The organism is Spirosoma humi, assembly GCF_054776575.1.
On sequence record NZ_BAAHBR010000017.1, the window covers coordinates 83432 to 103179 of the forward strand.

14 protein-coding genes are annotated in these 19748 nt (G+C 52.5%); 10 read left to right on the forward strand and 4 right to left on the reverse strand.

Annotation, left to right across the window (positions count from 1 at the left end; genetic code table 11):
• Positions 1–7: 7 nt before the first annotated feature.
• Positions 8–988, reverse strand: a complete 981-nt coding sequence (gene moaA / locus ACYU8Y_RS22580) for a GTP 3',8-cyclase MoaA (protein ID WP_460940398.1) — start codon at positions 986–988, stop codon at positions 8–10.
• A gap of 283 nt (positions 989–1271) precedes the next feature.
• On the opposite strand from moaA, the gene ACYU8Y_RS22585 reads away from it, so the two are divergent.
• From ACYU8Y_RS22585 to ACYU8Y_RS22620, 8 genes are all read left to right on the forward strand, one after another.
• Positions 1272–1811 carry a hypothetical protein gene (locus tag ACYU8Y_RS22585; RefSeq protein ID WP_460940399.1) on the forward strand — a complete coding sequence of 180 codons (540 nt, stop codon included), beginning with the start codon at positions 1272–1274 and terminating at the stop codon, positions 1809–1811.
• A 299-nt stretch (positions 1812–2110) separates the two neighbouring features.
• Positions 2111–3226, forward strand: coding sequence for a hypothetical protein (locus ACYU8Y_RS22590; protein WP_460940400.1), 1116 nt, complete (start codon positions 2111–2113; stop codon positions 3224–3226).
• Positions 3227–3303: 77 nt separating this feature from the next.
• Positions 3304–5523, forward strand: coding sequence for a TonB-dependent receptor family protein (locus ACYU8Y_RS22595; protein WP_460940401.1), 2220 nt, complete (start codon positions 3304–3306; stop codon positions 5521–5523).
• A 30-nt stretch (positions 5524–5553) separates the two neighbouring features.
• The gene (locus ACYU8Y_RS22600) at positions 5554–6450 is read left to right on the forward strand and encodes a hypothetical protein (RefSeq protein ID WP_460940402.1); all 897 of its coding nucleotides are present in this window, start codon (positions 5554–5556) and stop codon (positions 6448–6450) included.
• Positions 6451–6468: 18 nt separating this feature from the next.
• Positions 6469–8016 carry a vanadium-dependent haloperoxidase gene (locus tag ACYU8Y_RS22605; RefSeq protein WP_460940403.1) on the forward strand — a complete coding sequence of 516 codons (1548 nt, stop codon included), beginning with the start codon at positions 6469–6471 and terminating at the stop codon, positions 8014–8016.
• Positions 8017–8282: 266 nt separating this feature from the next.
• Positions 8283–9200: a hypothetical protein gene (locus ACYU8Y_RS22610; protein ID WP_460940404.1), complete on the forward strand. Its 918-nt coding sequence runs from the start codon at positions 8283–8285 to the stop codon at positions 9198–9200.
• A gap of 64 nt (positions 9201–9264) precedes the next feature.
• Positions 9265–10773, forward strand: a complete 1509-nt coding sequence (locus ACYU8Y_RS22615) for a PA-phosphatase (protein WP_460940405.1) — start codon at positions 9265–9267, stop codon at positions 10771–10773.
• 125 nt (positions 10774–10898) lie between these two features.
• The gene (locus ACYU8Y_RS22620; protein WP_460940406.1) at positions 10899–12953 is read left to right on the forward strand and encodes an alpha-1,4-glucan--maltose-1-phosphate maltosyltransferase; all 2055 of its coding nucleotides are present in this window, start codon (positions 10899–10901) and stop codon (positions 12951–12953) included.
• A gap of 118 nt (positions 12954–13071) precedes the next feature.
• Here the strand turns inward: ACYU8Y_RS22620 and ACYU8Y_RS22625 are convergent, their stop codons facing one another.
• The 3 genes from ACYU8Y_RS22625 to ACYU8Y_RS22635 all read right to left on the reverse strand — a co-directional run bounded on the left by ACYU8Y_RS22625 (position 13072) and on the right by ACYU8Y_RS22635 (position 17104).
• Complete coding sequence (locus tag ACYU8Y_RS22625) at positions 13072–13932, reverse strand: transglutaminase family protein (RefSeq protein WP_460940407.1); 861 nt, start codon at positions 13930–13932, stop codon at positions 13072–13074.
• Positions 13933–13974: 42 nt separating this feature from the next.
• Positions 13975–15120 carry a fatty acid desaturase family protein gene (locus tag ACYU8Y_RS22630; RefSeq protein ID WP_460940408.1) on the reverse strand — a complete coding sequence of 382 codons (1146 nt, stop codon included), beginning with the start codon at positions 15118–15120 and terminating at the stop codon, positions 13975–13977.
• Positions 15121–15859: 739 nt separating this feature from the next.
• The gene (locus tag ACYU8Y_RS22635) at positions 15860–17104 is read right to left on the reverse strand and encodes an ABC transporter permease (RefSeq protein ID WP_460940409.1); all 1245 of its coding nucleotides are present in this window, start codon (positions 17102–17104) and stop codon (positions 15860–15862) included.
• 201 nt (positions 17105–17305) lie between these two features.
• On the opposite strand from ACYU8Y_RS22635, the gene ggt reads away from it, so the two are divergent.
• Entirely contained in the window at positions 17306–19114 is a 1809-nt protein-coding gene (gene ggt / locus ACYU8Y_RS22640) for a gamma-glutamyltransferase (RefSeq protein ID WP_460940410.1), read from the forward strand.
• Positions 19115–19408: 294 nt separating this feature from the next.
• The gene (locus ACYU8Y_RS22645) at positions 19409–19579 is read left to right on the forward strand and encodes a hypothetical protein (RefSeq protein WP_460940411.1); all 171 of its coding nucleotides are present in this window, start codon (positions 19409–19411) and stop codon (positions 19577–19579) included.
• Positions 19580–19748 lie beyond the last annotated feature (169 nt).

Here is a 19748-nt window from a genome sequence, read left to right on the forward strand (position 1 = left end):
GTACTGGTTATCCGCCAATGGTAGACATCGACTCGGTAACGGTATCCCGTTGCTGTTCCGCTTCGAAACCATTGGCCGGGCGATGGGAAAAGGCTTTTAGAAAAGCCGCCGTCAATTCGTCGTCCGAAGCACCTCCCCGGAGCAGCGCCCGTACATCCAACACTCCGTTATCATACAGGCAGGTTTTCAGCGTGCCCTGCGCCGTCATACGAATTCGGTTACAGCTGCCGCAAAAGGTCCGGCTGAAAGCAGCAATGACGCCGATGGAGCCCTGATGGCCGGGAACCTGGTAGTTGGCTGAGGTAGAAAACGGGGGGTCTTGTATCTTTTGTAAGTCGGGGAAGTGTGCCCGTATTTCGTCTACGATACGGCGGTGCGTCCAGTTAAGCACCGGGTAGTGACTACCTTCACCGTTGAAGGGCATTTCTTCTATAAACCGAACGTCCACAGGCATCGTCCGGGTCATTTCGGTCAGGGGAACCAGATCCTGGGTATTCTGTCCATCCATGACTACCGCGTTGATCTTCGTATGGATGCCGGCTGCCAGCAGGGCATCGAGGGTTTTCAGAACGGCGGGTAATTCATCACGCCGGGTGATCTGGCGAAAGCGCTCCCGGTCAAGTGTATCCAGACTCAAATTCACGGATTTAACTCCCAGGGCAGCTAAGGCGCTGACGTGCGGAGCGGTCAATACACCGTTTGTGGTCAGGGATATGTCGTTTAGCCCATTAATTTCAGCCAGTCGGTGGAGAAAATCCATCAGGCCCGTCCGGACAAAAGGCTCGCCACCCGTAATCCGCACTTTCTGAACGCCCAACTGAGCCAGTACCCGCACCAGTCGCTCCATTTCTTCATAAGTCAGAACCTGATGCTTCGGTAAATACTTGATCCCTTCTTCGGGCATACAGTAGAAGCACCGTAAGTTACAGCGGTCCGTTACGGCCAGCCGGACGTACGTAATGGGGCGGTTGTGGTTGTCGTAAATCATGCGGTAGTCTTCTAACACAAATCTACGGCTTTTGATTACAGTCAGCAATCCTAATTCTGCCGGTATCTATCGTCCACAAATCAAGATTGAATTGACGCAACTAGGCACTTGCAAGGAGAAAGCCTATTTAGGGGTCGAATTCGTCTCCCCATCGGTCGATAGCCGATAGTCTAACCCGACTATATCGTTACGAAGTTGAGTAAAATTACGGGCAAACCTGTTTAGAATTCTTTTTGTTTAAATTTTTGTATTATTTTTGAAAAAACTTTAACTGGCTACAATTTTGAAGAAAGCGGTTTCCATTGGTCTCTTTGGTTTGTTCCTCTACCACACGCTGGCTTATGTGCTGGTGTTCGTTGGTACGTGGTGGCAGGCCGAGCATGACCTGTCGGAACAGCTTATGGTGTACCGCTCGGTTGATAGTATGGTTGAATTTCAGATTCCGCTGAAAGACAAGCCCGATGCCAGCGCCCTTACCCGCACCACCTCCGACGGATTCAGCTATCATGGGCAGTATTACAGCGTTGTTAGTCTGGAAATTCAGGGCGACGTACTGCATATTACAGGTTTACAGACCGAGAGTCATTCATTCTGGCAGAGCGATTTGCTGTCGTTCATGAACGACCACGTTTCGGGTGCGTCGGATTCGCACAAGAAAGCCAGTAAACTGCTCAAGTTTCTTCTGAAAGAATACTCCCCCAATCCAAGGGATATTTTCAATTTTTGCGCCCCTGTCTGGCGTACCGCCAGCCGCATTCCAAACTTCCTGTTTGTGACGGCCGCCCGTGCGCTCCCCGTTCATTCGCCCCCTCCCGAAGTCTGAGGTGAATTTCTGATCGTATTTCTGGCTGTTTTTCAGTGGCTTTTGCTGGTCGTTCTGTTGCGCTTTAGGGTGTGAGCAGCTTGTAGATGATGTGCGTCGATGCCTGGCCCAGGCTTCCCGAACCGCTACATGACCCAATGGCTGGTTGATCAACTCCGCATGCGATTGTAGGCTTTTCTCCGCTTAACGAGCTAGTGTCTGGTGTCCGCTTTTTTACAATAGCTGGATGCGGCACGTGGGCTCCCGTCGACTGAAAAGTCCTACGCAATTCATTTTTTCTTATTCAGACTCTATTCTCCATGAAATCGATTTATACAATCGTACTGGCGTTCGCCTGTACCGTTATTTTTACCGTATCTGCGTCGGCGCAGGGGTGCGTGGCTGTCCGGCACATGAGTAGTGCTGCGCCCGTGGGCTCGGCCGATTACTTTAAACAGCGCACTGGCCACTGGCAGGTATCGGCAGGCTACCGGTTCTTTCGGTCTTATAAACATTTTGTTGGCGATGAAGAACAGAAACAGCGCGTTCAGCAAGGGACCAACGTCATCAACGTGTCGCACGCCATCGATCTGGGCCTCACCTACATGGTTAACCAGCGGTTGTCGTTCTCGGTCAATCTGCCTATCCAGTACAATGACCGTTCGTCGCTTTACGAACATTACGGCAACGCCATCGCTCAGAACCCCCAGCAGAAACGATTCGATACCCAATCGCAGGGAATTGGCGATCTGCGCCTTTCGGGTAATTACTGGCTCGTAAATCCGGTGAAGTTGCCCAAGGCTAATCTATCGGTAGGCCTGGGGGTAAAGCTCCCAACGGGTAATTACGGCGTAACTGACGATTTCCACAAACTGACTAAGGAAGGCGTCGATTACACGATCAACAAACCTGTCGATCAGTCGATTCAGCTTGGTGATGGTGGCGTGGGCGTAAGCGTTGAACTTCAGGGCTACGTGTCGCTGACCAAAACGCTGGCCGCGTACGCTAACGGCTTTTACCTATTCAATCCGCGCGAAACCAACAGCACGGTGCGTAATCCGGAAGCCACCACGATTGATTTGGTAACGGGCAATTTCTCCGTAGCTGATCAGTTTGCTGCTCGTCTTGGTTTAAGCCAATCCATCAAAGCCATTCCGGGGCTGGCCGTTATGTTGGGCGGTCGGGTAGAAGGCGTACCTGCCATTGATGCTTTCGGCGGTAGCAGCGGCTTTCGTCGCCCCGGCTACATCGTATCGGTCGAGCCGGGCCTGGCATACATGCGCCACAAAACGTCGATTGCGGCCACGGTTCCGGTCGCTGTTTACCGGAACCGCATTACGAGCTATGCCGACCGGCTCGATCCATTGGGTCTGAAACATGGCGATGCGGCTTTTGCCGATTACCTGGTTTCGGTTAATGTATCGCGTTGGTTTTAGGTGAATGACGTTGACAGTAGCACGGGTGACAAGCGCGATGGCGATGGCTCCCGTTCTATACCGCTTACAATCTGACTATGAAAAGTAAAGGAATTAAATGGGTGTTTATGAGCAGCTTCGTTGTAGGTTTTGTTTGTAGCTCAAAGGCCCAGTCATTCAATCAGCGAGCATCCAAAGGGCAATCAACCGACTCATTACCCAGCCGAACGCTGAAGCAGGTTACGGTGAAAGGTTTCCGCCCAACGGTGGTCGAGTCGTTGCCTAACGTACACGGCACGTATCTGATGGGAGGAAAACGAAATGAAGTTATTCGCCTGACCGATATTGATGCTAATGTGGCGGAGAAAACACCCCGTCAGCTATTTGCGCGGATTCCCGGTGTGTTCGTCTACGATATGGATGGTACTGGGAATCAGATCAACATGGCGACCCGGGGGCTCGATCCACACCGGTCCTGGGAAAACAACATCCGGCAGAATGGCGTCATTACCAACTCCGATATGTACGGCTATCCCGCCAGTCACTACTCGCCACCAATGGAAAGCATTAACCGGATCGAGTTGGTACGGGGTACGGCCTCGCTGCAGTACGGCGCTCAGTTTGGCGGTATGCTTAATTACGTAACCAAGGGGGCCGATACCACGCGGACGTTTGGCTTCGAAACGGTAAACTCGGTTGGTTCCTATGGCCTCTTAAGTACCTACAACGCCGTGGGCGGCCGTGTGGGGAAATGGACCTATTATGCCTATTACTACCGGCGTCACTCGGACGGCTACCGGGAAAACAGCCGCTCCGATGCCAATGCCCAGTTTGGACGCGTACAGTATCAGGCCACTCAGCGGCTGGGGTTTACGGCCGAACTGGGTCGGTCAACGTACAATTACCAGATTCCGGGACCCTTGACGGATGCGATGTTTGCCCAGAACCCGCGCCAGTCGACCCGGAGCCGGAATTACTTCAACCCGGACATCTATATCCCGTCGCTGAAAACAGACTGGCAACTGTCGGATCGGACCCGGCTTCTGTGGACGGTGTCGGCCGTTCTGGGGGCTCGTAACAGCGTTCAACTGGATGCGTTCGCTACCGTTCCCGATACCATCAGCCGGATAACGGGCCAATACAAAGCCCGGCAGGTTGACATCGACAACTTCAACAGCTACACCTCCGAATGGCGGTTGCTGCATCAATATAAACTGGGTAACGTTGGCTCAGCCCTGGCGGTGGGTATTCAACTAATGAACAATGACCTGCACCGTCGTCAGCTCGGCGTGGGTACGACCGAAACGGATTTTGATTTATCGCTGACCAGCCCGTTCAAGCGCGATCTGCATTACCGAACCCGAAATGTTGCGGCCTTTGCCGAAAACCAGTTTCACCTGACGGACCAACTGACAATTTCGCCAGGTATGCGGCTCGAAAGTGGTAAGACGGAAATGCGCGGTACGATCACCTATTATGCACCGGAAAACCTGCCGACCGATATCAGCCATCATTTCCTGTTGTTGGGTGTCAATGGCGAGTACCGCGTCAATGAATCCATTAAGGTATATGGCGGCTGGTCACAGGCGTATCGTCCGGTTGTTTTCAAGGACATCATTCCTGCATCCGTCTACGAGCGAATCGATAAGAACCTGAAAGATGCCCACGGGTACAACGCCGAAATTGGAATTGACGGTCGCTGGCAGGGTTTGCATCTGAATGTTACAGTGTTCGACTTGCTCTACCGGAATCGGCTGGGTACGGTCCTGTTAACCAATCCCGATGGAACAAATTACATTTTCCGGACCAACATTGGCGACAGTCGGAGCACCGGTGTAGAGGCCCTCGTGGAAACCCAGCTTGTTCGAACGGAGCGAATCCTGATTAGCGGATTTACGTCAACGGCCTATAATAAAGCACGTTACCTCAATGGTCGGGTATCGGCCGGGGCCGAGAACCGGTCGGTAGCGGGTAATCGGGTGGAGTCGGCTCCGGAATGGACCAGCCGCAACGGACTGACCGCCCGTTACGGAACCACCAGCCTGACATTGCAATACAGTTATGTCAGCCAGACGTTTTCCGATGCCCTGAACACGCCCGTTGCGTCGGCCAATGGAGCCGTTGGCCCGGTGCCTGCTTACAGCCTCTGGGATTTGAACGGGACCTGGCATAGCAAACGCGGCCTGACAATTCGCGGAAGTGTGAATAACCTGCTGAATCAGCAATATTTTACCAAACGTCCCACCTTTTATCCCGGGCCGGGTGTCTGGCCATCGGATGGCCGCAGTGCCGTATTGACGGTTGGCCTCACTATTTAATATCCATCGTATCGAAAACTAAACAAACCTATGAAAACACATCTCAATTGCCTGCTCATCGCTTTTTTGCTGGCACCGTTCATCACAAAGGCCCAGATGCCTCAGGATGCTATTTACATGAATAAAAACCAGGTTTGCGTGGCGGGTATGTATACCCATAGCTCCTGGAACCAATACTGGGAAAATACCCTCAAGCGCGAAAACCTGAACATCGGTACGCAAACCACCCAAAGCTTTATGCTGATGCCCGTTATCGGTATCAGCAAGCGGGTTAACGTTATTTTAAGCCTGCCATACATTTGGACCAGCAACAGCGCGGGCAACCTCATGGGCCAGCACGGTGTGCAGGACTTGTCGGCCTGGCTAAAAGTAAAAGCCGTTCAGGTAGGTGGATTTTCGCTCAACGCAGTTGTTGGTGGGTCGATTCCGCTGGGCAATTACGTACCGAGTTTTATGCCCATGTCGATTGGCCTGCAATGCCGTACGTTTACGGGTCGGTTGCTGGCTAACTACCGGGAACCCAAAACCGGCCTTTATCTGACAGCCCACGGCAGTTACGGCTGGCGGGGTAACACGAAAATCGATCAGGACGCGTACCAGGCCGACGACCGCGTGTATAACACCAACCAGGTGCAGGTTCCCAATACGTACGATGCAGCCGTTCGGCTGGGGGTATTGCGGAAGGGCTGGCAAACGGAATTCTGGGCTGAGCGTACGGCCTGCCTCAGTGGTGACAATATTCGCCGGAACGATATGCCTTTCCCAACGAATAACATGCAGGCCACATCGGTGGGCTGGTATGCCAAAGTGCAGCCGCACAACATTGGAGTCAACGCCCGCGTAGGATACGTCGTCGATGGGTTGAACGTGGGTCAGAGCACCAGTTACATGGTGGGGCTGTTGTATCAAATCAATTTTAAGAAATAAGCAAGCTACCGTAGCGTCATGAAAAAATACAGTCATTTATTTACACTCAGTTGCGCATTGATCGGTTTGTCTGCCGCCGTTATCTCCTGCGACAAAAGCATTTCCGAACCGTTACGCGTCGGCTACACCCCCGCCAGCGTAGACGAGAAAGCCGGTACCTGGAAAACTTACGTGCTCACGGCACCCACCGACGTAACGGTGGCGACACCCACATCCGTAACATCAACCGAATACCTGGCCGAAGTGGCCGATCTTAAATCGAAATCAGCCAGCCTGACGCAGGAACAACAGGAAGCCGTCGCGTATTGGGGCACCGGGGCTGCTTACCGCTGGAATGAAATTGCCCGTGAACTGGCCGCCCGCTACAACGTACCGCCTGCCTCAACGGCCGACGGAAAATATCCGGTGCCCGATGCCGCCAACCCACTGGCTGATCCTCGATTTCCATTTGCCAATCCACCGTATACTGCCCGTGTTTTCGCTTACCTGAGTGTGGCGCAGTATGATGCACTGGTAGCTGTCTGGAATTATAAATACATGTTCAAGCGGGCAGCCCCATCCAAAGTGGATGCTACTATTCGCGTTGCTCTACCTACATCGTCCCTGCCCGCGTACCCATCGGAAGATGCCGTTGTCGCGGCTGCGTCATATACTGTACTGAAGGCCATGTTTCCCGGCGAAGTACCGTTTCTGGACGCTAAACTGGCCGAACATCGCAACAGCCGCCTATGGGCGGGTATGAATGTGATGAGCGACCTGAATGCCGGTGGCGATCTGGGAAATCAGGTAGCCGTTAAAGTGATGGCCCGTGCTAAAACGGATGGTATGAGTGCGGCCAACAACCAAACCCTCACCGCAGGGATGATTGCCGATGCCAAAGCCCGGGGACTACGGGAAGCCTGGTTGAGCCAGGAGTTACCCGCCCGTCCGCCGATGCTTCCTAATTATGGGGCGGTGCAGACCTGGAATTTCGATGCCGCTACGAAAGTTAAACTTCGTCCCGGTCCGCCCCCGGCCATCGACAGTCCTGAGTTTACCACAGCAATGAACGAGCTTCAGGCGATCAACAAAGGCCAAACCCGCGAACAGGCCCGTATTGCCAACTACTGGGCCGACGGTGCGGGCAGTTACACGCCCCCCGGCCACTGGATGCGGGCTGCGGCCAACGCAGCTAACGATGCCAAATACAGCGAAGTGCGCATGGCCCGGACGCTGGCGCTGGTTGGTACGGCGCTGATGGATGCGGGTATTTGCTGCTGGGATACAAAGTCGTTTTACTACTACCCACGGCCTCAGCAGTTTGGCATGAAAACATCCGTAGGACTGCCTAATTTCCCATCCTACACATCAGGACACTCCACTTTTTCGGCGGCTGCCGCCGTCGTTTTAGGCAGCATCTTCCCCGATCAGGCCGACGATTTCTGGACAAAAGCGCAGGAAGCATCGGATTCGCGGGTATACGGCTTAATCCATTACCGGTTCGACTGTTCGGTGGGGCTCACCTGCGGTAAGAATATTGGTGCCTATGCTGTATCGCGCGGCAAGGGCGATGGCTCAGGTTTATAATTGACATTTTGCTTTTTATCATAGGTTACGTTGATAGTCCCCGGTTGCTCTGCGGCCGGGGTACTTTTTTGCCGGTTAAGTCGAAAACGTTCTGGCCATTCTGTTTGTAGGTAGGGCTAGTGAACGTTCAAGTAACTCACTCTATTAAGGCCTATACAAGAAAATCGAAGAATTCCGGCTTCGGGTTAACCAATAACAAGGAAAACGGTCGTTCATAGGATATGCTCCGCCTGAACGATTACTTTTGTTCAACCTAAAATGGATTTATGCGATTTATAGCCGTTACGGCCAGTGTACTGGTCTTTCTGAACCTTGCTTCAAAAACCCAGGCGCAGGGGTTAATAGACGGATTTATGCGTGGCCAGCGAAAGGCCAGTTTAGCCATAATCGGTTCCCAGTCGACCTTTGATACGTACTACGTCAATAAAGCCGAGACAAAAAATCCGAACCTCGGCACTGTAACCACCCAGGCCCTGACCGTTGTGGGTACTTACGGGCTTGGCTACGATCTCGACCTGATAGTAGCGGTTCCTTACGTTCGTACGCAGGCCAGCGCTGGATACTCGCCCAAACAGGAAGGCTTTCAGGATGCCTCCGCTACCTTGCGATGGGAAGCATTTGATTACAAATTTGGCAAGGCCAAGCTATCCTGGCTGTTCGCCGTCGGATACTCGGTGCCGGTCGAAAATTACGTGAACGATGCGCTGGTGGCCATTGGCCGGGGTTCGCGTAACCTCGATGGGCGAACAATGCTGCACTTTAAAGCCCGTTCGTTTTTTATAACTGGGCAGTACGGCTACATCCGAAATGGGCAGGTAACGCTCGACCACACGGTCAACTACTACGACCCCAGCCAGCTTAATCCAAACAGTGGTTCCGTTGTCAACGTACCCGACGTGACCGAGATCATTGTTCGTGGAGGAATCGTATCCAAAGTGTTTAATATCGACGTTTGGGGACAGCAGCAAACGCCCCACAACCGGGGTACGGATATCGGGCCGGGCGTTCCCTTTCCGACCAATGCGGTTGGCTTCACGCGGGTAGGGGCAACGGCCTATGTGCGCCTGCTCAAGCAATTTGGGCTGCTGGCCGGTTATAGCGCCACCCTGGATGGACGTAATATTGGCAAAACAACACAGATCAATGGCGGTATCGTCATTGGTCACTGGACAGCCAACAACTAGTTTCCCCGATTTTTGAACGACCCTATCCGCTTCGAGTCTGTCTCCAGGCGAAAGCTTTACAACTATGAAAACGATTTTTTCGTCTATACTGCTGAGTACGCTACTGCTATGGGCTGCGGGCTGTAAAGAGCCGACCATCGACGAGGGTATTCTGCCCTTCACCGCGCCCGGCTCCCCCGATGCCGACGGTGGTAACTGGCGTACGATTGTGCTGAAGTCGGCCAACGATATTACCGTGCCCCAACCGACAGCCACTACGTCCGATGCGTATCAGCAGGAGTTGAGCGCGGTTAAAAATGGGTTGCTGAGCGCTACTCCCGAACAGAATACGGCAGTCAATTATTGGGCAGTTGGGGGCGTTTTGCGCTGGAATCAGATTGCCCGTCAATTGGTAGCGAAATACAACACCCCACCTGGTTATGACAATGCAACGGGGCAGGTCATCACGTCTAACGATGCCAATCCGTTTGCTGGGTCGCCTTATGCCGCCCGGGTGTACGCGCTGCTGAGTGTAGCTCAATATGATGCGTTGGTTGTTGCCTGGCGAGCCAAATACCAGTACAATCGGGCTTCGCTGGAAAGCCAGGGCGTTATTACGAGGATTCCGGTGGTGGATGTTCCCTCGTATCCGTCGGAAGATGCGGCCATTGCCGAAGCGTCGTGTCAGGTGCTGGCCTATCTCTTTCCAACTGAAATGGCCTTTTTGAAAGCTAAAGCCGCTGAGCACAAGCAAAGCCGGGTTTGGGCCGGGACCAACGTGCCCAGCGATGTGAAAGCGGGCGAAGAACTGGCTGCTGCCGTAACGGCCAAGGTCATCGACCGGGCCAGAACCGACCGCTTCAGCCAGGCTATCGACGCATCGGGCACCTGGCAATCGAAGCTGGCGTCGGCTCCTTACGACCAGAAGTGGCGTAGTCTGGAACTGCCTGCCCGCTCGCCCATCCTGCCGCTGGCGGGTAAGGTGAAAACCTGGTTCGATTCAACGGCGATTTTTCGGGCTGTTCCGGCTGCGCCCCCCGCTACCAGCTCGCCGGAGTTTCAAAAAGCACTGAGCGAAGTACGTGACATCGCTATGACGCGTACGCGGGATCAATGGCGTATTGCCAATTACTGGGATAATGGCACCAATACCTATTCGCAATCGGGTCAATGGAATTTTCTGGTTGAAGACCTCATTCGGCAGAATAGCCAGAATGAACTTCGGGCCGCTCGTACGTACGCACTCATGAACCGGGCGATGCAGGATGCCATAACGGCGGCCTGGTCTGCGAAATATACGTATTTCACCCCCCGTCCCTCGCAGCTCGACGCCACCGTTAAAACGGCAACCGTTATTCCCAATACACCCGGCTACGTGTCCGATCAGGCAGCGGTTTCGGCGGCCGCCACCACCGTACTGGCTTATCTATTCCCGGATGAATCGACGAATCTGGCCGCAAAGGCTACTGAGTCGGCACTGGCGGAGCTTTATGGCGGTACAAGCTTTCGGTTCGATACCGAAGCTGGTGCGAAACTAGGCACGTTTATCGGGCAAACGGCCGTTACCGGGGCTAAGGCTGACGGGGCAAAATAGGCGTCGGCTCACCCGGTACAGCAACCTGGTATAGGGTAACGTCGCCGAAACGCCTGACGTAGTAAAACCAGCTTTTTTGTAACATTGCTCAACCGTTTACGATTAACTAATCAAACGATTTTGCAATGAGCCTACCTACTTCGCTTTCCGGACAACCCGATTTTGGTCGGGCCCGCGTTGTTATCGAACGGGTCAGCCCCGAACTAGACGGCGGCCGATTCCCTATAAAGGCCATCCCCGGCGATGTTGTGGCCGTAGAGGCCGACATATTTGCCGATGGCCACGATTACTTGACGGTAGTTTTATTGTATAAACATACCGACGACGCCAACTGGACCGAAATGGCCATGGCTCCCCTAGTGAATGATCGCTGGGGGGCTTCGTTCGTTGTTGAAAGACAGGGCCGTTACCTCTATACTTTCGAAGCCTGGATCAACCACCCCGCTTCCTGGCAACACGAGATTCATTTGAAAGTGGCCGATGGCCAACGAATTACCAGTGAGTTACTGGCTGGAGCGACTTACCTCGACGGTATGCTTGAACGAGCCGGGGGGAAGAAAACCGATGCGCCTGCCGTTAAATCGAAGAGCAAAAAAAAGGTTGAGATCAGTGACGAAATACCCGATGTCAAGGTGCTTCGGGAACTGGCGGCTCTGTTTCGTGCCGGATCGAACGCCCCGGACGGAGATCAGTATAACGAAGCGGTATCGGTAGCCGAAAGCGATCAGTTTACATTCTATGCCAACCGCTATCCCGAACGCAGCCACACCACCCGCTACGCGCATGAATTGGGCGTAGAGGTCGACCGGGCACGTGCCGGATTCAGTACCTGGTATTGTCTTTTTCCCCGCTCGGCATCGCGCCAGGAGGGTGTTCATGGCACCTTTCGGGATGTAGAAGCCCTGCTGCCCCGCATCTCGGGGATGGGGTTTGATGTGCTTTATCTCCCTCCAATCCATCCCATCGGAACCGCCCACCGGAAGGGTAAAAATAATTCCGTTATCTGCCAGCCGGGCGAGCCGGGTGTACCATATGGTATTGGCTCCGAGGAGGGTGGCCACGACACGATTCATTCGGAACTGGGTACGGTCGATGATTTCAAACACCTCATTGCCATTGCCAAGAATTACGAGATGGAGATCGCGATGGATCTGGCTATTCAATGCTCTCCCGACCATCCCTGGGCTAAAGAACACCCCGAATGGTTTAAGAAACGGCCCGATGGAACGATCCAGTATGCCGAAAATCCACCCAAGAAGTATCAGGATATCTACCCGGTTTATTTCGAAACGGAAGACTGGCGGAATCTCTGGGAAGAACTGAAGCGGGTGTTGCTGGTGTGGGGATCCTGGGGCGTCCGCATTATCCGGGTCGATAACCCGCATACCAAGCCGTTCGTTTTCTGGGAGTGGATCATTGCGGAGGTTAAGAAAGAATACCCGGATATGATCTTTCTGTCCGAAGCGTTTACCAAACCGAAGGTGATGCAGGAACTGGCCAAGCGGGGATTTGCCCATTCGTATACCTATTACACCTGGCGCAATACGAAAGCTGAGTTGCAGGAATACATGACAGAGTTGACCCAGGGAGAAATGAAGCATTACTTCCGCCCCAACTTCTGGCCTACGACCCACGATATTAATCCGTACAGCCTGCAATCCGGCCACGAGCCACAGTTTCTGATTCGCTATTTCATGGCGGCCACACTGTCGAGTAATTACGGGATCTATGGCCCGTCATTCGAGTTGATGGAGCATGTGCCCTTCCCGAACAAAGAGGAATACCTCAATTCAGAAAAATACGAAATACGGCTTTGGGACTGGGACAAAACAAACAAACTGACCTACCTGATCACGCTCGTCAACCGGATTCGGCGCGACAATGTGGCTCTGCAAACAACCAACAACCTGGCGTTCTGCACGGTCAGCGACGACGCTATTATGGCCTATCTGAAAATTACGGGTACTAATCGGTTGCTGATCGTTGTCAATACGGATGCCTATCAACGGCGGGCGGGTATGGTGCAGGTGCCTATCTGGCAGCTGGGCATCGGATACGATCAACCGTATAAAGTACACGACCTGCTCACCGGGGCATATTATACCTGGCAGGGAGAACAGAACTATGTTGAACTGGACCCTTACGTGTTGCCCATGCACTTGTTTCGGATTGAGCTGTAGTTGTCATCCCGACGTTAGGAGGGATCTTAATTTACCCTTATATGAACGCTAGGGGAGACTAAGATCCCTCCTAACGTCGGGATGACAAAAATCAATTGGCTCATCACGCACGTACCATTTACAACTTCACCAGCGTATTCGAATACGAAAGGGTGGTCTCGGCTATTTCGGAGGTACCAGTTACGGGGGCCGCGCCCATGGGTTCTGAGGTACAGGCCAGCGCAATGTGACCTTCCGTAGCTAACATACCCGATGTTGGATCCAGACCGATCCAGCCAGCACCTGGAATAAATACTTCAGCCCAGGCATGCAGCGCCAGCGAATTCTCCTTCAGCTCAGAGGGTCCTTCCGGTATAACCTGGGCCAGGTAACCGGAAACAAACCGGGCCGCCAAGCCAACTCTGCGCAGCGTCTGGACCAGAAGCCACCCCGAATCACGGCAGGAACCAATGGCCCTGTCAAGCGTTTCTTCTGCCGTTTGCACGCCGGGCTCCATACGCGTTGTGTAGGCAATATCCTGGAAAATTCGTCTGTTCAGGCCAATCAGAAAGTCGATCGTGCCCTGGGTTGTTCGGTCAATTGTTTGAAGCCACTGGTCATAATGGGTCCCCTGCTCGGTAACGTCCAGATAAGGCGACAAGTCTTTTTTTAACTGGGCCTCATAGTCGAACGGAAACGAGATCGCGTAGGTGTCCAGAAAAAAATCGAATGGGTTGATGGGCTCCAGACCGGCAACGATGGCCACATCGATGGACATCGACTGCATGGGTTCCCAGAAATCAACACGGGCAATGAAGTTGCCGAATGGGTCCTGCTGCCAGTGAACGACGTGATTAGTGGGCTGAATTGTCAGGGAATAGGATTCGATTGTAGCCCGGCTGTGCGCCACCGGCCTGAGCCGAATTAAATGGGGCGACAGCGAAACCGTTCGATCGTAATCATACTGAGTGTGGTGATGAATCGCAACGCGGGTAGACATGGTTAAGTAAAAGAGAGAATTGCTGGCCAGCCTGACCAGTCCTTATAAGGACGGTTCGGGCACTCGTTGGGCCAGTGGTAGGCTAATGTGTTCGACTGGTTTAGTTGGTTGAGTTTTTCCCAATACCCGCAACAGACGGAAGTGAGACACGAGTGCTGAGCCGAAACTACGGTTTTCCAGATAAGGTAATCCGAATTCATGGGCCGTATCTTTAACGATTTTACCGATTGCCGGGTAATGAATATGACAGACTTTTGGAAATAAATGGTGCTCGATCTGGCGGTTCAGACCACCGCACAGAAATGCGGCCAAGGCCGAATCAGGGGCAAAATTAGCTGTCGTGTGCATCTGGTGTACGGCCCAGGCCGATTGTATATCGCCCCGCTCATCGGGTATTGGGAAATCAGTCCCTTCTACGGCATGGGCTAACTGGAAGACCAGACCCAGAACCAGCCCTTCCGCTACGTGCATCAGCACAAACCCTATGGCCAACTGCCACCAGGTCAGGTCGAGAAGCACATACGGCAAAATCAGGAAACAGATGTAATAGATCGTTTTAGAGGCAAACAGCTTGACGTATTCAGACCGGGGATGCGACGAGTTATCGTGATGCCCAATCTCGTTCTTGAAAAATTTTACGTAGTCTTTGCGAAGTACCCACGAGAGCGACGCCAGCGCGTAGAGCGGAAAGGTGTACCACTGCTGATACCGGTGCCAGGGCCGAAGGTCTTCCTGAGGGTCTAGGCGAACCAGGCCCGGAGCCAGCTCGATATCTTCATCATGGCCGGGTATGTTAGTATACGTGTGGTGGACAATATTGTGCGTTATCTTCCAGATATAGGGGTTGGCTCCCAGCAGATAAAAGCTGTTGCCCATGAGCCGGTTGATCCAGCTACGCCCTGAAAAAGAGCCATGTAGGCCATCGTGCGATACATTGAAACCAATAAAAGCCGCGAAAATGCCCAGCACAATGGCTAATCCCAGCATTGTCCATAACCCGAACTGGTTGGATAAAATAAGGCCATACAGCGTAGCATAGCCAACCAGAAAGAAGCTTGCCTTCCTCCACATAGCGCCATTGGCATGAGGAGAAAGGGAGTTGCCGACAAAATAAGCGTCGACTCGTCTACGAACGGTGGGAAAAAATTGTGATCGGGTTTGGTCTCTGAATTTTAATGGATTCGACATCAATATAATAGTTAAAAAGTTGGCCGATCTGTTATACCTGCTTTATACTAGGTAAAATCGGTTTGCCTCTTTCGGTGAACATACAGTCAGCCCGTAGAGGAACTTCCGAAAAAGCCTCCCATGGCATAACGCCCAACATGACGAGAGCTTTTAATCGCCAGCTAAAACTTTTCTACTAACCTTCATAAGTTTATCGCCTAATAAACTGTACATGAGCGGTTTTCTTCGTGATCTAAAGGTGTCATTTGCTAGAGACGATCACCAGTGCATTGCTCATTAAAAGAAGGTCAGTCCCGAAAGATAGTTCGTTTCGGTTACTTTTTGGCATTTCGGGGTAAATGATAACAGAATCGAAATGGGAGTAGAGTGTATTCTGAGTAGCGCAGACAGTCAGGCCGTTTCACGTAAATGCTGTGCTTGACTTTTAACGCTGCTTATTGGCGATACCGGTTATAAACCTTATCGTGTGGGTGAGAGAATGGGTTCGTTCGGCAACAAACCGGACGAATGAACAAGATAAAAACGAGCCTCCAGATGCATTAAAAAACGATAACAATTGCTGGAAGCGGACAGAGTGAGAAATAAGTGTTGGCTGATGGGACAACCTGTTTCTGCATATATAAGTTCCTTATAGCCAATGCAAGGAAAATAATATTTGTCAAATCGTTTTCGTAGTAACTAAATATTTTGCTGGATTGCCTATTGGTTCGATTGTTCTGGAAACAAGGTACCTAAACCTTTATTTGGCCCGAATGGCGATGACAGGGTCAAGATGGGCAGCCGAGAACGCCGGAATGATACCGGATAGAATGCCGATCACGCTCGAGACCCCCAGCCCCAGGACGATGTTGGCGGCCGTGAGTTGAAGCACCAGACTACCCAGGCTTATGAACGTAATCAGGTAAACCAATAAAATGCCAACCAGCCCACCGACCAGGCTTAGTAAGACCGCTTCGAACAGAAACTGGAAAAGGATTACGTAATTTTTAGCCCCTAATGATTTTTGAATGCCAATGATGTTGGTTCGCTCTTTCACGCTAACGAACATGATATTAGCGATACCAAAGCCGCCGATTAAAATCGAGAAACCGCCAATGACCCAACCCGCCAGGGTCAGTACCACAAAAATTCCACTAATCGCCTGGGCGGCTGCTTCGGGGCGGTTGATGGCAAAGTTATCGTCCTGCAGGGGGCGCACACCGCGCCGGGTACGCAACAATCCCCGAATTTCGCTTTCCAGTTCGAGTAGTCCCTCGTCGGTATCGTATCCTTTTATGGCAATGTCGATACTGGGGTTGATGGAGTGGAACATTTTGGCAAAAGCGCCGTAGGGAATCAGGCACTTGGTATCGGGGTTGCCACCTACATTGAGAATACTTTCGCCTTTTTTGCGCTGCAACCCGATGACGGTGAAATTCAGACCGCTGATTTTGAATGTTTTGCCAATCGGGTCCTGGCCGGGAAACACATTCTCGGCTACATCGGAGCCAATGATGGCGACGTTACGAGCCACGTCGATTTCCTGCTGGGTAAAATACCGACCCTGTTCAATGGGTACATCCGAAATGATATTATAGTCGAGCGTGGTTCCCTGAATAAGCGCGGCCATGCTGTTATTCCCGTTTTTGATCGTCACGCGTCCTTTGAAGTCCATGGCTACAATTGCCTGCGCATTTTCGAGCTTTTCCTTCAGGAATTTGTATTCTTTATAGGTGGGTTCTGGCCGCTGAAAGTATTTCCACCACTGATACTCACCGCTCCCGAAAGACCAGGGCCATTTTTGCACATACACCACCTTGTCGCCGATGAATGACAGACTCTCCTTGATGTTCCGTTCCAGCGAATCGACCAGCGTAAACACGGCGATGATGGCAAAAATACCGATAGTCACGCCCAACAGCGAGAGCATGGTACGCAGCAGATTTGACCGTAGCGCCTGCCAAGCAAATCGAAAACTTTCAAAGGTCTGACGAATGAACTTCACGCGGTTTGAAAAGCGAAAGGGTGAAAGGAGGAGAGTGCGTTACATCGGAACGACTTCACCATCGGAAAGTACAACATAGGCCAGTATCCACCAAACCATTTCGGACAAGTGTGACCTTCAGGCGGATAAGTGGCTGATTTGGGTATCGTCCGGATAACGTTATTTTTGTAAATTACTGTACAACCGCAATCTGAACGCTCTATGCACAAACGTGTCACTCCTTATGCCCTATGGCTCCTTCTGGCGATAGCGGTCGGTGCCTGTAAAACCCAATCAACGACCTCATCGACTGCCGATACGAAGGTAGCTCAGAGCCAGGGGGTTTATCAGTACCGCGACGAAGACCCCACCGTAAAACCATTTTTCTCGGATCGGGTGGGTGTTATCGGGCGAAATGGTATGGTCGCGTCGGCCCATCCGGAGGCCTCCCAGGTTGGGCTTGCCATACTGAAAGCAGGTGGTAATGCCGTCGATGCGGCCGTGGCCGTGCAGTTTGCCCTGGCGGTCGTTTATCCGGGAGCGGGTAACATCGGTGGGGGCGGTTTTATGGTCTACCGTGAAAGTGCTGGCAAAGCGTATTCGCTGGATTACCGGGAGAAAGCGCCCGGCCGGGCTACTGCGAACATGTACCTTGACTCGGCGGGCAACGTTCGGCCGGGACTCAGCATCAGCGGCCATCTGGCGAGTGGGGTGCCGGGTTCGGTCGATGGTATGGCCGAAGCGCACAAACGCTTTGGTAAGCTGCCGTGGGCACAGGTGTTGCAGCCCGCCATTGATCTGGCCCAGAAAGGGTTTGCACTCACCGAACGGGATGCCGTTGGGCTGAACCGGATCAAAGCGGACCTCACGACCATCAACCCTGGAAAAGCTTACTTTTTGAAAAGTGCAGCGGTAACCGATACCGTTAGCTGGCATCAGGGCGACTTGCTGGTGCAGGCGGATCTGGCAAAAACGCTGCAACGCATTCAGGCGCAGGGTCGCGCTGGCTTTTATGAAGGCGAAACAGCGCGCTTGCTGGCCGAAGAAATGGCGCGTGGCAAAGGCCTGATTACCGAAGAAGATCTGAAAAACTACCACGCTGTCTGGCGCGATCCCATTCAGGCGACTTACAAAAACTACAACGTAATCACGATGCCGCCAACCTCCAGCGGTGGCATCGCGCTGGTGCAGATGATGCGCTTTACGGAGCCGTTTCCCCTGCGTAAATGGGGCTGGAATCGCGACAGTACGGTACAGGTCATGATTGAAGCCGAACGGCGCGTGTATGCCGACCGGGCCAAGTTTTTGGGAGACCCCGATTTTGTGAAAGTACCCACCACGCAACTGATGAGCCCGGACTACCTGCGTACCCGCTGGACAGATTTCTCCTGGGCGAAAGCCACCGACAGCCGCGCCATAAAAGGCGGATCGATTCCCGGCTACGAGAGTCTGGAAACAACTCACTTTTCGGTGGTGGACAAGGATGGCAATGCGGTGAGTATTACCACAACCCTCAATGGTGGCTACGGGAGCCGTGTCGTGATTGGTGGAGCGGGTTTCTTCATGAACAACGAAATGGACGATTTCAGCGTGAAGCCCGGTGCGCCTAACATGTATGGATTGATTGGGAACCAGGCCAATGCCATCGCTCCCAACAAACGGATGCTGTCGTCCATGACACCAACGATTCTGGAGAAAGAGGGGAAACTGTTTATGGTGGTTGGCACGCCCGGCGGATCAACCATTATGACGTCGGTGTATCAAACGATACTGAACGTGATCGAACATGGCATGACGATGCAGCAGGCGGTAAATGCCCTGAAGTTTCACCACCAGTGGCTGCCGGATAAAACGATTTTCGAGAACGGCGCTTTCTCCGATGCCACGATTGATGCCCTGAAAAACCGGGGTTACCTACTGGAAAAACTGACGAATACCCTTGGCCGGATGGATTGCGTCCTGATTCGGGCTGATGGTTCTTACGAAGGAGCCTCTGACCCACGGGCCGACAACACCGCGCGGGGCTACTGAGTAACGTCGTCTGTTTATTTATAAAAAAAAGAAGCCGCTCTGGAATCAACCAGGGCGGCTTTGTTATATCAAGACATTGCTGATCCGATAATTCTGTATGGGCCCTGGCCGGTAAATAGCATCCTGCCAGTCGGTGTTATACGGAATTGAATCGAGGTTGGAAAAAGCGGGAGCATTACCGGCCCCCTCCAGGAGTGTCAGTATCAGGAATGGGAAATTCCCAAGTTGATTATCCAGGATTTGTATCGTCCTAATCGTACGGATGAATGGCAACCGTTAAGGCAGATTAGACTGATGGCTGTTCCTTTCTGCCAGATTCCGGTCATTATGCTAAGTTCGTCCGAAGACTGTAATGATATTATGGAGGCCTATGCCCTGGTCGCTTCTCCTTACCTGGTAAAGCCAACGACGTTTGACGGCTGGCTTATTTCCAGGAATTACGGACCTACTGTGGGAAACCGCTAGTCTGCCTCCCTTGCATTACGTACTGTAATGAAGAACCTAAATGGCTCCGATGCCGCTTCTTATTCATCCGCAGGCATATTCAGGTTTATTTAGGTTCTTCACAGTAGACTGTATAGGTCTGGTACATACCGATACGCGACGCACTGCCCCAATTTTTTCGCTTCCTGGT

What these genes read in the sequence shown, in the direction of transcription:
- ACYU8Y_RS22610 (WP_460940404.1), top strand. Translation starts at nt 8,283, where the DNA reads ATGCGATTTATAGCCGTTACGGCCAGTGTACTGGTCTTTCTGAACCTT.
- ACYU8Y_RS22600 (WP_460940402.1), top strand. Translation starts at nt 5,554, where the DNA reads ATGAAAACACATCTCAATTGCCTGCTCATCGCTTTTTTGCTGGCACCG.
- moaA (WP_460940398.1), bottom strand. Translation starts at nt 988, where the DNA reads ATGATTTACGACAACCACAACCGCCCCATTACGTACGTCCGGCTGGCC.
- ACYU8Y_RS22590 (WP_460940400.1), top strand. Translation starts at nt 2,111, where the DNA reads ATGAAATCGATTTATACAATCGTACTGGCGTTCGCCTGTACCGTTATT.
- ACYU8Y_RS22625 (WP_460940407.1), bottom strand. Translation starts at nt 13,932, where the DNA reads ATGTCTACCCGCGTTGCGATTCATCACCACACTCAGTATGATTACGAT.
- ACYU8Y_RS22630 (WP_460940408.1), bottom strand. Translation starts at nt 15,120, where the DNA reads ATGTCGAATCCATTAAAATTCAGAGACCAAACCCGATCACAATTTTTT.
- ACYU8Y_RS22645 (WP_460940411.1), top strand. Translation starts at nt 19,409, where the DNA reads ATGGCTGTTCCTTTCTGCCAGATTCCGGTCATTATGCTAAGTTCGTCC.
- ACYU8Y_RS22595 (WP_460940401.1), top strand. Translation starts at nt 3,304, where the DNA reads ATGAAAAGTAAAGGAATTAAATGGGTGTTTATGAGCAGCTTCGTTGTA.
- ggt (WP_460940410.1), top strand. Translation starts at nt 17,306, where the DNA reads ATGCACAAACGTGTCACTCCTTATGCCCTATGGCTCCTTCTGGCGATA.
- ACYU8Y_RS22605 (WP_460940403.1), top strand. Translation starts at nt 6,469, where the DNA reads ATGAAAAAATACAGTCATTTATTTACACTCAGTTGCGCATTGATCGGT.
- ACYU8Y_RS22620 (WP_460940406.1), top strand. Translation starts at nt 10,899, where the DNA reads ATGAGCCTACCTACTTCGCTTTCCGGACAACCCGATTTTGGTCGGGCC.
- ACYU8Y_RS22615 (WP_460940405.1), top strand. Translation starts at nt 9,265, where the DNA reads ATGAAAACGATTTTTTCGTCTATACTGCTGAGTACGCTACTGCTATGG.